Raw genomic sequence first — 14509 nt, 5'->3', positions numbered from 1 at the left:
GAGGAGCGGCAGCGGCATCTCGTCACGCAATTCCTATATAGAGCGATTATTAAAGCTAAAGTGAAGAACAGCCCTATCATCGGCGCCATCCATCTTTAGTCCCCGTTCAGGTATGCGGGCAAGTACCTTAGCGAGGGCGTCATTGCTCTGAAACAGCCGTTCCACAGGACGATGTTCCAAATAAAAGTTGAGCGTCTCAAAGAAATGGGCGAGTCCTTCGGGAGACGAATAATCGAGGGAAATATCTCCCTCTTCATAGTCTCGGGTAAAATCACGGTCTTCAGGGGACTTATACAAATCGTAAATATTTTGTTCTTCCAAAAGTCCCGTGCTTTTCTCCCACCCTGCAAGTCCGCACAGAATGTTTCCGGAAATGATAAATCCCTGTAAGCGCGCCGCCAGAGCGCGTTCAATGACATTTAAACAATCGCTTATGGATTCTCCTCTTTCGTACAACACCTGTGCGGCCCGTGCTATCTGTGCGCTATGTTCCATGCCTTGATCAATGATCATCCAAGTGCTTCGTGGATGGGGATAACGCCACCCGCCCAAGGGATCCTGCGCCTTTGCTTGGAAGTTGGCAACGGCACGAATCACAGCGAAAAGATCGGGCGTATCGGGTTTCTCTGTGAGTAATGCGGGCAAGCCTGCCAGTGCATATCCGAGAATATAGGGTTTGCCAAAAGGCGTATGGTAGCCCCGGGCATCGTCGTCGATAAAAGGCAGGTTTTTTTGAATGGCTTCCCCGCCTTGACTGAAAAGATAGTCTTCATCTAAAAGACCGCGCAATTCGTCGAATAAACGTGATGCTTCTTTTAGGTAACACGCCTTGCCCGTATAGCGGTAAAGCGCCATAAAATCAGACACATCGCCGATATTTCGGGCTTCTCCCGTGTTCACATGAAGATGCGTTTGCGCATACTTCAATTGGGCGTTTAGGGCGGTCATGAAGCGCGGATCCCCCGTCTCTTCGTAGGCGAGAAAAAACGCATCCATGCCTTTAGTACAAAAGGTAGAGGCCCCGTTTGTCCGCCACATGAAATTGGGATCATCGGCATGCTCCTTTTCTTTGGCAGCGCCGGCATTGTTGTAACGAGTACCGCCTATGGTGTCATCAGGCCACCACCAAATCGATAAGTCGTGCATATTCTCACACCAAAGAACTGCTGTTTCCACGAGGTCGGCATCATTGCTGCGCCACCCTTCGAAGAACAGGGCAGGACAATGATTTAAGCGATTCATGCCATAGGCGGCCCCATGGTCAGAGGACGCAGAATAGGAGGTCACATTACCGAAATCATCTCCTATCCGCCTGCTTCGAATCAGCCCTTGGCGTGTGAATTGGCGCAGAGCTTCGAGTATGGGATAGCTATCAAGGGGTGTGGACAAGCCGAAGCCATAGAGGGTATTATAAAATTCAGGGGAGATGCTTGTGTCCACGGTGTACGCGAGCAGGGCGTTTCGCGGAGAGGATCCGGCGGGATCAATGGAGAAGGCCGCAGATCGCAGGGCACTCGCCTGAAAGGGCACCTGCTCAGATTTTTCACAACGCAAAAAACGAAGGACGCCCTGATCCGCTTCCACATAGCCCCGCTGCTCTTGGGCAGCCCGTGGAAATTGCAGCTCAAAACGCTGGTCCCCGGAATAAAGGCTTGCAGGAATACCGTCGGTGAAAACGTGACGCGCCGTATCGGCAACATGCAAGCCGGAAATTGTCCATCCCAAATCATCACAGTAGCCATTTCCCGGGATCATACGTTGGACGGAAGCCAATAGGGCGATACCGCCCGTCCCATCCATGCGCAAATCAATAATGCGCGGCCATTCTTCATCAGGCACAAGCAATCGAATCCAAAGATAAAAGGCGCCCTCTTCAACAATTTCCAGTTCCGGTAGCAGGTCGGCACGCCGTGCAGGGGCTATCAGATCCGCCTCCCACGTGTCGTCCTCAGAACGACGGAAAGACACCTGCTCCGGAGAAATCTCTAGTTCACCAAGGCGTGTGGATACATGAAATCTTGAGTCTCTTTGCTTATGGGACAGCAAGAGCGAAGGAGATGGGATATGATCCACCAATTTTAAGGTGAAGCGAAACGAGCGAAGTTCCGTAACGTAAAAAAGAAAAGTCAGCAGTCCGCGCCGTACTGAACGGGGTTTACCTGGATGACAGCTGAGAACACGAAGATCCGCGTTTATCTCCTGCCCCTCACAAATTGCTTGCACCGATAAATCGGTAGAAAGGCTTCCCGGAAGAAAAGGAAGAGAAAGACGAATCAACTGAAGTCCTTTTTTATCCGGAGTAATTATGAAGGAAGGCAGCTCATGCGTCGCATCAGCGGTGACTCCCCCACTTTCCGCTTCAAGAATATGCATCCGGTGGGTTTCTAGCCAGCTGCGGGACGCTTCAGCAAAAGAACAGGATGCCGTCAAAATACTTAAACACAAAAAGGCTCTATAAACCATGATGACTCCTTCTCGGAATAGACCGGCGCTTATTCAAAGACCGAAACAAGACCTTCATTATATAACGTAGTGCAGCCGTGTGATACCGTGGTACCGAACGGCGTGTCCTGAGCTATGCAGCCGCAGTTTTGTGAGGAGGCGAATCGCAGAGCCAATCTAAGGCGAAGCACGATTATTTGTGATGGACGGAATGGACAGTATGGACACAATGGACGGGATGGACACAATGGACAGAATGGACAGGATGGACGCAATGGACGGGAGGCGCACAAAGCTTTCCGATGAAGGGGCGCGATTTATCGCGCCCGAGGCTTTTGTGTCATTGAGGCGTTGCGTTATGCACCTTGACTTGAATGCTCACATAAATCTTGAGGCATGCAATAAAGCCTTTGTGTAGGATCTTGGGCGCGATAAATCTCGCCCCTACAGATGTCACGTCGAAACGAGAGTGCAAGGTGTTGCAGAGACGCGCGCATAGAGCAAGCCGCAGGGCCACGCGGTCTCCATCACCACCACCATGAGATTCTTCGTTGCGGGGCCGATGGGAAACTCTCATTATGCATGGATCAGTTTACGGGGCACACCGGGAGAACCCTCTACTATATCTTTTTTTTGAAAGGATTGGCATCTCTTTTTTGAAGGAAGTTTCTTGTTACAATAGATACACTTATAAGCTGTCAAGTTTTTTCTCTCACGTAATCATTTAGACAGTAGATCTTTTTTAAAAGCGCAATTCGTAAATATATTTTAGAAAACACAAAAGGATTAAATGAGTTTAGCACATGAATGCCGCTGCAATTATTCTCATCTTTTTATCCTTCTGTTTAGGTGTCATCGCCTATCTTTGTACTGGTGATCTCGTCCTTTTCGCCTGTACATTGTGTATTGCCATAATTTCTTCATGTCCGCTCATCATTATCTATTTCGCATACCTGTCTTTTTGTCTGATCATCAATTTCCAGTTGAATAGCCTTTTCCTATCCATAACAAGCACAGAAATAACGCTCCTTTGGTCCGTACTGCAGCTTGGGATACTTCTTGGTTTCAGTCAATTTAAAGACCCCGTCTCCCGTAGTTTTTTAACTCAGAAGCGAGTTGTTTCAATAATAAGAACTACCTTCATTCTTGTCGCCACTGTATTAACTACACTTTTCTTTTTCCGAAAATTTCCACTTTATTATGGTATTTGGTCGATTATTTTTCTTTTTTATGCTCATCGAATATCTGCTTTTCAAATGCGCCCTTTACTCTTGAAAGGTCTTGGCTTTATTTTTTTCATAGCCATGATCTTCATTGTTTTAGAGAGTAGTACACGGTTGATACTGCCTGTCCAACAAAGCCAAAACAAGGTATTCGAAAGTGATGAAGAACTTATCTATAGTCTGTCTCCCGGCGCTTCACTTCAACAAGTTTATTATGACAATGAAGGCAAAAAAACGGAATGGACGGCCACTATTTCATCTCAAGGAATTCGGGATCGTGAATATGGACCCAAGAAACCAGATGAGTTTCGGATTGTGACCATTGGTGATTCTTTTACCTTCGGAATGCCTTTATCTGACCCGGAACATACGTTTCAACGACAATTGGAAAAGCGGTTAAATAGCGGGAAATTGAGTAAGGAATTTAAAGTTATCAATTGCGGAGTCACGGGCTATGCCCCTTGGCAAGAACGGCTTTTTTTACAGAAACGGGGTTTTGACTTTGAACCGGATATGGTTATATTGCAACTTTTTCCGGCAAATGATATTGCAGGTTCTTATACAAAAGTAGGGAAACGTTTACGCGCATACGAAGTGAAGTGGGAACGGGACTTGATTCGTTATCAACGCCAACAGGAATGGCCTTTTTATATGGAAAGATTGTGCCAAAAATATTCGAATCTTTATCGCGTCGTGGATACAAGATGGTCAAATTTAGAATTAGTATCTAGACTGATGCTTGCCTGCCGCTTTATTCCCTGCACTAACTATGAACTTTTAGAACCGAGCACTCCGCGCAATCCGCTCTTCGAGGTCTGTTTAGTTCATTGGTATCCTGAATTATATGAGGCATGGACAATTTTTGAAGAAAGCATTCAACAAATTCGTGATGATTGCCGCCATCACGATATTCCTTTGATCGCCTTTGTTCACGGCAACTGTTATACTTTTCAACCGGAGAAATGGGAGCAGCTAGAAAAGGAATTTCCGGACACCCCTTACCAAAAAGATAAAGATTTTGATCTGACCCATCACATGTTGACTCAACTGAAAATACCCCATCCCGATATGGTAACCCCTTTCGGATCAGCTCCCAATCCAGAGGATCTATTCTACTTGCGAGATGGTCACTTCACTCCGGCGGGAGCCGCTCTTGTCGCGGAAGTATTACATGACTTCCTATTGCGTGAGTATTTTCCATAGAGTGAGAAACAAAGCGAGCAGATCGGAGAAGCGTGAAAGAATGCTTGTGCGGCAGCGCAGAAATGAAAAAGGCTGAGGAAGTCACGGGAAGTGCTTCTATGCGTTTGTCTTGCTGTCCTCGGATGTATAATAATTGACGCGTACTTTGCATTGTCCGGATTCTATTCTGAGCGAAAAGATAATTGTTGACAATGTCAAGAGTTTTTGGTACACTTACCGCGTAGTGTTGTCAATTGAAATAACATTTACCGGAGGGTAAAGAAATGCGTAAGCGTTATTATCTCATGGGCTGTGCCGGATTTGTGGCTCTGGCAATCGTATGTGCTACCTTGCTGAGTATGCCCGTTCATGCGCAGTTATACAATCCTGATGTGGATCTTCCCAAGCCTACGGGCATGGAAAAAGCCCTGACCAAAATGGGACGTGGTATTTCAAATATCGTTTTCGGCTGGGCCGAAATTCCGATGACCTTTGACAAGAATTTGAAAAAAGGTAAGCCCCTTGGTTATCTCGTAGGCGTGACGCCTGTCTTAGGCGGCGCTCGTGCTGTCATGCGTTCCGGAACAGGTGTCTTTGAAACGGTTACCTTTCCCTTTAGCGACCGTGACGTGAACTATAATGCGGTCTTAGAACCGGAATACCTGTTCTAACCACGCGCTCTATAGGGCTTCCGTTTTAAAGAGCTGTGCTTGCGTGTAGAAATTATTAAGGTCGACACTTATCTTGTGTCGACCTTTTTTTGTAGCGATATATCGAGCTTTAGGGTTGGGATCTGTCCGCAGGCGCGCGCCTATGTGAATTCTTAGAGGCGCATAAAATTTTCAATTATCTGTTCCCCTTGGGGTGTCAAAATACTTTCCGGATGAAACTGCACACTCCAAATGGGATATTCCTTGTGGGCAAGCCCCATAATCACGCCCTCTTTCGTTTGTGCGGTTACTTGAAGACAAGCCGCGTTGTGCTGCGGGTCGACTACCAAGGAATGATAGCGCGTCGCCACAAAAGAAGAGGGAATGTTTTTAAATAAAGGATCTCCCTTGTGATAAATCTCGCTGGTCTTCCCGTGCATAATTACGTCGGCTCGAAGTATTGACGCGCCATAGGCCGCGCCGACAGCCAGATTTCCTAAACACACGCCCAGAACAGGGATCTGTTTTCCGAGGGCACGGATAATCTCCAGAGAATTACCTGCCTCTTCCGGGATTCCGGGTCCGGGCGAAATCACGAGTCGATCCGGTTTCAGGGTTTCCAACTCAGCGGCCGTTATTTCATCATTCCTAAAAACCCGAATATCCTTTTCGAATTCATAAAAACTCTGAACAAGGTTATAGGTAAAGGAATCGTAGTTATCAATCACGACTATCATGACTCTAAACCTTTCTCTGCGAATTCGACGGCTTTCATGAGGGCCTTGGCTTTGTTTACCGTCTCTTCGTATTCACGTTCCGGATCACTGTCATAGACAATGCCCGCGCCCGCCTGCACGTAGGCGTAGCCGTCTTTTAAAATCATGGTTCGGATGAGAATGCAGGTATCCATATCTCCGGAATAGGAGATATAACCACAGCCGCCGGCATAGGGTCCGCGCCGCTCAGGTTCGAGTTCGTCAATGATTTCCATGGCTCGTATTTTAGGGGCGCCGCTTACGGTCCCCATGGGGAAGGTGGCTGCCAACGCATCATAAGCGCTGCAATCGGGGCGCAGCGTTCCTGCCACTTCACTAACGATGTGCATGACATGAGAGTAACGCTCAATAACCATCAGTTTGTCATTGACGGGTGCTACCGTGCCTGCCTTGCTAATCCGTCCGAGATCGTTGCGTCCCAAGTCTACCAACATAACGTGTTCGGCGATTTCTTTTTCATCGGCGAGCAATTCTTGCTCCAACTGCAGATCTTCCGCTTCCGTCGTACCGCGTTTGCGCGTTCCTGCGATGGGGCGCAGCATGGCACGTGTACCCTTCACTTGGGTCATCACTTCAGGACTGGATCCGACGAGTGCGAAATCAGGGAATTGGAGAAGCAGCATATACGGGGATGGATTGATGCAACGCAAGGCCCGGTAAAGGGTCACCGGACTCATTTCCACTTTTCTGCGGAAACGCTGGGACAGGACTACTTGGAAAATATCGCCGGCACAAATATAATCTCGGCATTTGCGGACGGCGTCGCAAAAGTCTTCACGCGTGAAATTAGATTCAATGGTCGGTCCTTCAGGCGCGCTGTGCAACCGTTCCGTAGACACGACCAAGGGCCCCCGCAGCCGTTCTTCAATCTCATGGATTTTGCGAAGCGCCTCATTGTACACAGCATCAGGGTGATCGGTGACATGGGCGTTCGAGACAATTTTGATTTTATTGTTCACATGATCAAAGACCACTAAGGTGTCGGTGATCATAAAATATAGATCAGGCAGCTGCAACAAGTCGGGATTATTGTCGGGCAAACGCTCGAACTGGCGCACTTGATCGTAGGACATATACCCAACAGCGCCGCCATGAAAAGCAGGCAGCCCGGGCACAGCTGCGGGTTTATAGCGCGCCATAAGTTTCTGCAGTTCATCAAGGGTATTCTCTGATTCGAATGGGCTTTCGACGCCGTCGCGGATAATAACTCCTTTGGTACCCCTCGTACGGAATATGAGGGAAGGATTGGCGCCGATCAAGGAATATTGCCCGATTTTATCTGCTTTTTCGACACTTTCCAGCAGGAAGGCATAAGGACAGTTTCGTGCAATTTTTAAATAGGCCGTTACAGGCGTTTCAAGATCGGCGAGGATCTCTTTATAAACAGGAACCAAGGCGTCATCATGGGCAATATTGCGAAAATCATTTAATGAAGGAACGATCATTGGGGGAACTCCTCAAAAAGAATGAAAGGAATAAAAGACACAAAGGGGGTGATTTGGGAAAAAGAAGATTAAAGGCACGGACGTTGTGAGCGTCGCCAACGTCGAACCTGACGTTCCAAGGTCTGTGTCTTTGGAAAGGCTTTTTGAATAAAGCGTGTGTTTTTCCTCAGCATTTAACCGGGCTCATCCTTTTAAATGGAATTAACCATTGTTTCCTTTTATACATTATCCAATTGCAGGTCTATCACAAGCGCAGCCTATAGCACATCCCTCTCGCTATGACCCTATTGCGATAACGGTTATCGTTCTTTTTCTATTCCTATGAGCAGCCGCTGAGACACAGCTAGCAAAGAGGAATCGACATATACCACTTCAATGAAGTCCTTGACCTTTAAAAACAAAGGTATCAATACCAGCGGTGTTCTTGCTCATTGGTATCAGATTCAGCGCTTTCATCGGGTTCATCCACAGCCTCCGCTTCCGGAGCCTCCGGTTCGGATGCTAAGGGCGGCAAGGCATAGGGGTTCTCTTCTAGGGGAGCCGGACTCGCGTCATCCTCGGTTTCAGGCGTATCAGCGATGGGATCTTCCGACGCAGCTTCTTCTTCTTCCGTCAGATCCGAAGCATAAGGCGAAAGGGGCGCATCTTCTTCCGATGGGGTTAGCACTTCTTCGTGGCTGTAAGAATCGACGCTATCGATCACCAGCGGTTCCAAGACCGGCGTTTCCGTTTCTTCTTCAGAATGATCCGCTGCAGGCATCGCTTCTTCCGCTTCATCGGAGGTATCTTCCCCTTGAGCATCGCTTTGCTCTGCTTGCTCTACGGCTTGGGTATCTGAATCCTCTGCCCCTTCGAGTACCTCTTCATCCTCGGCGGCTTCTACGGCGCTGTCCTGTTCCGTCTCATCGCATTGTTCTTCTTCAGCTTTTTCCGGCGCTTCGTCTGTGGAAGTCACCGTTGCAGCCGCTGCATCGTCACAAGGATCACTATCTTCGTTGCAGACCGCTGGGGCTGCTGTGGAGTCTGTGGGTTCTGAAGGAGAAAGAGGCGTGTTATCAGTGGAATCTTCATCTAAGGTAACCGATGATACAGGCGGATGAGCCAGTGCGTAGGCACCTGTTTCTTCTCCGCTCATTGCGGCGGCGATTTGTTCGCGCATCTGCTTTCCGACCGCAGCGGCATTTACATGGATACCTTTAATATTCAGTTGTATGGTACTTAAATCTTCCAAGCCCAAAACATCCGAGGCTGTGCTTGCAAGACAATGGGCGACCATTTTCGCACAGCGCCGTGTTCCTATGGAGGCACAGTTTTTCAATACAACATCAGCACAAATCAAGGCGCGCCGTTTGTCGGCATCCGGTTTTACCTGCAAATTTATAGCATAGATTTCGGGCATCTTGCGCATCACTTTCAGCAGAATCTTGCGCACGTATTTGAGTTCAAGCGTAATATCGCCGTGAGCGCCGCGAAAGGTAATGGTCTTTTTTCTGCCCAATACAAATCTGGGAAAAAAACCATAGGCGCCGAGAAGTACCAAAATAACCCCGCATACAATGCCGGGCAAGCGCAGGTTCAAACTGCCATCGGTTTGTTTCGGCCAGAATTCAAGGGCTTTGTTTTGAACTTGTTGTGCTTGCTCCAAATCAAAGGTGAGCCCTAAAATAAAGATCCCGCTAATCAACACCAACAAGCAAACAACTTTCATTACAGTCAATTTCATGAGAAACATCCTTAACAATTAAGATTGAGTGCTGCATTTGTTCCAAAAATTAACGCACAGCGCTATCGTTAATGAGAACTCTATTCTATCATAAAGTCTTTAAATTCGGCGACTGCTAAAATCGAAAGTTTAGTGAGGAGACAGCACGATTTAGTTTGAGCGTCAGCAAGGCTTTTGTTGAATTGTTTGGCGTATTTATGATACCCTCCTAGAACTATAATGAGAAGTTAAATTTTCCTTTTTGCTCGCGCTAGATGGGAAGTTAGCGGTGTCCTGTAACTCGCAATCCGCTTTAGCGAGATTGAATTCCCATCGGAGGGCAGTTTGTCCTTTAGTCAGGTTTGGGGCACGTGGTGTTGACGATTGGGTCCTGCTCAACGTGAATCTGGCGAACCCGGTCAGGTCCGAGAGGAAGCAGCCGCAGTCAGTTTTTCACGTGTGCTGCAGGGATGCCTGGTCCGAGCCAACGACCGCCAAGGCCGTTCTGGGCAACTGTTCGATGATGGGTGCGCGGGCTTTTTTCTTTTAACGCAGCGGAAACACATATGTTCTAAAGTAGGTCTGTCATGGGTAATACAAAATATGTAGCAATTGCGCGCAAGTGGCGCCCCAAGACCTTTAGTGAGGTGGTCGGTCAAGACCATATTACGCGGACCCTTACGAATGCGATTAAAACGGGTCGAATTCACCACGCCTTTCTTTTCATTGGTTCCCGTGGAATCGGTAAAACCACGACTGCCCGCATCCTCGCCAAAGCCTTGAATTGTGCCAGTGCTGACGGGCCGACCCTCGAACCATGCAACACCTGCAGTAATTGCGTTTCCATCAGCGACGGCAACAACATTGATGTCTTAGAAATTGACGGTGCTTCCAACAACCGTGTGGAAGATGTGCGCAATATCTGCGACAACGTGCGTATGGTGCCGACGAGCGGCCGCTATAAGATTTATATTATTGACGAGGTACACCAATTAAGCGGTCCCGCCTTTAACGCCCTTCTCAAAACCTTAGAAGAGCCTCCCTCCCACGCCATCTTCATCATGGCAACTACGGAAGCGCATAAAATCCCTGCCACCATCATTTCACGGTGCCAGCGCTACGATTTCCGACGGGTGGTTGTAAGCGATATTGTGGCACTGCTGCGTAAGATCCTTGAATCGGAAAATATTCTTGCCAGTGATGACGCATTGTATGCCATTGCCCGCGTTGCTGAAGGCGGCGTGCGGGATGCGCAGAGTATCCTTGATGAACTCATCACGTACTGCGAAACAAAAATTACCTTCGAAGATGTCTTTGATGTTTTGGGACTGGTCAACTGGGAATATTTCCATAGCTTGTTTGACGCCATGCTCGACGGGAATGTCTCACGGCAGTTGGAGATCATCGAAGAGATTACGGCTGCCGGCAAAGATCTCTCTCAATTTATCAAAGATATTTTGCGTTACTACCGCAATTTGCTGGTTTGCCAGACCGCCGGTTCGAATGAGGCGCTGCTCCGTCTTCCTGAAATTGAAATGAAAAAAATGCAGGAGCGGGCAAAGAAAATGTCGGTGGTCAAGCTGATCAAATTGGTAGAGCAATTTTCAGAATTAGTGAATGATTACGATTCTCAGATCGCGCAAAGAACCGCTTTGGAAACACTGCTTATCCAACTTGCCCGCGTCGATGTAGATATTTCCATTGATACGATCATGGAGAAATTGATTTTGTTGGGTCAGGGCGGTATTGCCACGGCGCCGATACAAGTCAAGGAGAACACGCCCCCGCCAAACCCTCCTAAGACCGGATTGCCCGTTCGTAAGAAGGCAGTTCCGGTCTCCGCAAAAGAAAAACTTAGGCTGGGAAAAACGCAGGATGATGCGTGGCGTGAACTTTTAATCCGTGCCGGCGAAGCGAAGGGAACCTTAACAATCCACCTTGGCCGCATCAAGCCGATCGGATTAGATTCTGACGGCGTATTAACCTTAGTCTTTGAACCTGGCGCCGATAAAGCCCGTGCCTATTTCAAAAAAGAGGGCAATCTCGAAAAATTGGAAGCCTTGCTCCAAGACGAAACAGAAAATGCTCGGGCTGTCTTTTTCGCCGATCTTGCCAAATCTGCCGGCGCTGATGAAAGCGATACTGTGGATAGGTCGTCCCCCGCGCCCGACCCGGGTATGGATGAGGAAAAATTTAGTGCCCTAGCCAAGGATCCGGGAATTGCCGCCGTCTTGGATGAATTCAAAGGGACGATTGTTGATGTACGCCAAACTCCTGATAGCCCAAAATAGTCCTGCGTGACAGCATCCCTTTATCCCCGCAAAGGACACTACAAGATACTATCATCCGGTCAAAAGGAACGTGATATGAATGCTCTTCGTGGAAAAGTCGGATTTCTAGGCTATGGAAATATGGGTGAGGCAATCCTCTCCGGTTTATTAAAAAATCAAGTATTGCCTCCCCAATCTTTTGGTGTCTATGATCCGCTTATAACACGACGAGAAGCCGCCGCCGCCCATGGCGTTAAAACCTTTGAATCCGCCACTGACCTTATTCCGCATTGTGACACGCTGTTAATCGCGGTAAAACCACAACACTTTGATGAGGCAACGGAATCGCTGGTGGGAACCATGGCCCCTTCCATGCGCGTTGTTTCCATTATGGCTGGGATCTCCATTACACGCTTGCAAGCGCGATTCGGAGATTCAATACGCGTCTTGCGCGTCATGCCCAACACGCCTGCCCTCGTAGGCGCGGGAGCCAGCGCCTTGGCGTGCAGCGATAATTGCAGTCCTGAAGATGTTGAGGCGGGAAAGATTATTTTTAGTGCCGTCGGGATTGTAGAAGTTGTGCAGGAAGCGGACATGGACGCAGTGACCGCGCTGAGCGGCAGCGGCCCCGCCTATTTCTTTTACTTGACGGAATGCATGATTAAAGGAGCCGTTTCAGAAGGATTGCCGCAGGATTTAGCGGAACATTTAGCGGCGCAAACCCTTCTCGGCGCCGGTCAGTTATTGAACCATACGGGAAAATCAGCGGCGTTATTGCGTGAACAAGTCACCTCCAAGGGCGGTACTACCTTTGCAGCCTTAGAAACAATGCGCCATCACCACTTTGAAAGTCTTGTGTCGGACGCCATCAAGGCGGCGGCGAAACGGTCGAGGGAATTGGGCAGTACCCCCTGAAGAGATGTCCGGCCCCCCAACCGGCAGCTGCAGAAAGAAGAAAGGAAAGGCGATGAATACGGATACTCCCGAAATGGATGCTCCGAAGCATTTTGACGTGTCACCAAGCGAGCTGATTCATAATAAATTAAAAACACGAATTTTGGGAGGCTATCCTAAAAGAGAGGTGGACATTTTATTGGAACGAGCGGCTGATGCGTTGGCGGCGCTTCAGGATGAAAATCAGGCGCTCCTTCGGAAAAGCAAAGAAACTGAAAAGATTCTGGAGAACAAACAGGAACTTGAAGATGCGTTGCGCGCCGCGCTGATCAGTGCAGAGAAGACAGGAGAAACTATTGTCACTGCAGCCAAACGAGAAGCCGAAATTTTAATGAACCGCGCCACCGTATTTCGCGCACAAGAAGAACTGAAATTGAAAACGATCCCTGACGATCTGAGAGCAGAGATTAAAAAGTTGAGCGAAGCACGTGATCGATTCCGGGATGACTTTGCGACACTCCTTGAAACCCACAAGGCACTGTTGAATCGGATCCCAACAGCAGGGGTAAGAACACCTGTCGAAGAGCTCGCCGGCTTCACACCCGAGTCCTACACAGAACGTGAAGACTTAATTGAATTACCGGAAGACGGTGAGCTTCCGGGATTCCTACCGGAGCCCGATGATGATGAAACCGAAAATGAGTCCGGCTATGTATCCCTTTAATCGTAAATATAGTCTCAGATCCGTGGGTAAGATAGCGGTGTTCCTCCCCCTCTTGATACTCTTTTATACCTTTGTTGTCCATGCAGAAGAGGATCAGCAATTCGATGATTTTTTCAAAGCCTTCAGAAACAAACGGGATGATATCGGCTCGCTCCAAGCTGATTTCGTACAAAAAACCATCTTGCCCCAAGAGCTCATCACCTCTGAAGGAAAACTATTCTTTTCCAAACCTCGCAGAATTTTATTCGCCACAACTGATCCCGAACGGGCTACGCTGGTGGATGAGCGGGTAGGCTATGAGTACGATGCAGAAATCAGGCAATTGACTGTCTTCACCATCGAAGACCATCCCCGTGCCAATATTTTCTTTCTCGGATTTGATGACGACACGGAAGCGTTGAAAAGCGCTTATGAATTGACCTTATTCGAAAGCGATGATCCCCGCGGCTCTAAGGGCATCAAAATCAAACCCCGTGCCGATACAGACGAAGAAGTCTATTTTCTGGAAGCCAATCTCTTTCTTCGTGATGAAGACTATTTGCCCTACCGTATTCACATCGTAAATGATCAAGAATCGCAACTTTATATTGACGTCCAAAATATACTTAAAAAGAAAGAGCAAGATTGGGAAAGTGTCCGTTTCTTTATTCCTGAAGGCGTCAAAATAGTAGAGAGTGATCGTGTCGTTGAAACGGTGGCTGAGGGGGGGCGCTATATTCCCGTCGAACAACAAGGCCTTTTAATACAAGAACGAGAATTACCGGCGACGACCCTTGACCCCAAAAATTGAGCCATGCTGCTGCGCCGCTCCCCTGTCTTCCTCTCAGATAATCGGAGACTCGTGGCGCGACCGCAGGGTTAGAGCCGACCTATTTACTGAAAGAGACGGCAAAAACAAATAATGCATTTCCAAGCTCAAATCAAGTAGTATGTATAGAAGCGTATCTTGCCCGTAAGCGCTTCCCGACTATAGAACAGATACGCTTATTTTCAGCCGTGCGTGTTGCATCACATAACAACCATTAATCACGGTCTCCATTCGCCCTTTAGCTCCTTACAAATAGAGGCTTAAACATCATTATGAATACACAGGATCCTTTCATCATAGCCGGTCGCACGTTTAATTCGCGGCTCATGATCGGCACGGGAAAATTCCCGAGCAACGACGCCCTTCACCAAGCCATCGAAGCAAGCGGCGCAG

11 protein-coding genes and 1 other RNA gene are annotated in these 14509 nt (G+C 48.2%); 8 read left to right on the top strand and 4 right to left on the bottom strand.

What is annotated here, in order from left to right; genetic code table 11:
* Positions 1 to 33: 33 nt before the first annotated feature.
* A complete protein-coding gene (locus tag GX117_11860) occupies positions 34 to 2463 on the bottom strand; it encodes a hypothetical protein (protein ID NLO34023.1) in 2430 nt (809 codons plus the stop codon).
* 782 nt (positions 2464 to 3245) lie between these two features.
* On the opposite strand from GX117_11860, the gene GX117_11855 reads away from it, so the two are divergent.
* The gene (locus GX117_11855; GenBank protein ID NLO34022.1) at positions 3246 to 4868 is read left to right on the top strand and encodes a hypothetical protein; all 1623 of its coding nucleotides are present in this window, start codon (positions 3246 to 3248) and stop codon (positions 4866 to 4868) included.
* A gap of 263 nt (positions 4869 to 5131) precedes the next feature.
* Positions 5132 to 5518 carry an exosortase system-associated protein, TIGR04073 family gene (locus GX117_11850; GenBank protein NLO34021.1) on the top strand — a complete coding sequence of 129 codons (387 nt, stop codon included), beginning with the start codon at positions 5132 to 5134 and terminating at the stop codon, positions 5516 to 5518.
* Between the two features lie 152 nt (positions 5519 to 5670).
* On the opposite strand, the gene GX117_11845 is transcribed toward GX117_11850, so the two are convergent.
* The 3 genes from GX117_11845 to GX117_11835 all read right to left on the bottom strand — a co-directional run bounded on the left by GX117_11845 (position 5671) and on the right by GX117_11835 (position 9441).
* Positions 5671 to 6234: an aminodeoxychorismate/anthranilate synthase component II gene (locus tag GX117_11845; GenBank protein ID NLO34020.1), complete on the bottom strand. Its 564-nt coding sequence runs from the start codon at positions 6232 to 6234 to the stop codon at positions 5671 to 5673.
* On the bottom strand, positions 6231 to 7718 hold the full coding sequence (trpE, locus tag GX117_11840; protein NLO34019.1) for an anthranilate synthase component I: 1488 nt from the start codon (positions 7716 to 7718) through the stop codon (positions 6231 to 6233). The genes GX117_11845 and trpE overlap by 4 nt, the downstream gene beginning before the upstream one ends.
* Positions 7719 to 8124: 406 nt before the next feature.
* Positions 8125 to 9441: a hypothetical protein gene (locus GX117_11835; protein NLO34018.1), complete on the bottom strand. Its 1317-nt coding sequence runs from the start codon at positions 9439 to 9441 to the stop codon at positions 8125 to 8127.
* 245 nt (positions 9442 to 9686) lie between these two features.
* On the opposite strand from GX117_11835, the gene ffs reads away from it, so the two are divergent.
* The 6 genes from ffs to GX117_11805 form a co-directional block, all read left to right on the top strand.
* An RNA gene (gene ffs / locus GX117_11830) (signal recognition particle sRNA large type) lies at positions 9687 to 9955 on the top strand.
* A 52-nt stretch (positions 9956 to 10007) separates the two neighbouring features.
* On the top strand, positions 10008 to 11711 hold the full coding sequence (gene dnaX, locus GX117_11825) for a DNA polymerase III subunit gamma/tau (protein NLO34017.1): 1704 nt from the start codon (positions 10008 to 10010) through the stop codon (positions 11709 to 11711).
* 75 nt (positions 11712 to 11786) lie between these two features.
* Positions 11787 to 12605 carry a pyrroline-5-carboxylate reductase gene (locus tag GX117_11820; GenBank protein NLO34016.1) on the top strand — a complete coding sequence of 273 codons (819 nt, stop codon included), beginning with the start codon at positions 11787 to 11789 and terminating at the stop codon, positions 12603 to 12605.
* A gap of 52 nt (positions 12606 to 12657) precedes the next feature.
* Complete coding sequence (locus GX117_11815; GenBank protein NLO34015.1) at positions 12658 to 13308, top strand: hypothetical protein; 651 nt, start codon at positions 12658 to 12660, stop codon at positions 13306 to 13308.
* Positions 13265 to 14098 (top strand): outer membrane lipoprotein carrier protein LolA, encoded by an 834-nt coding sequence (locus GX117_11810; GenBank protein NLO34014.1) that lies wholly within the window; start codon positions 13265 to 13267, stop codon positions 14096 to 14098. Before GX117_11815 ends, GX117_11810 begins: the two co-directional genes overlap by 44 nt.
* A gap of 290 nt (positions 14099 to 14388) precedes the next feature.
* On the top strand, positions 14389 to 14509 hold a 121-nt coding region (locus tag GX117_11805; GenBank protein ID NLO34013.1), incomplete at its 3' end, for a thiazole synthase.

It is taken from the genome of Candidatus Hydrogenedentota bacterium (assembly GCA_012523015.1).
GTDB lineage: Bacteria > Hydrogenedentota > Hydrogenedentia > Hydrogenedentales > CAITNO01 > JAAYBJ01.
Note: the sequence above shows the minus strand (reverse complement) of the source record. Positions and strands in the feature narration are given on the sequence as shown.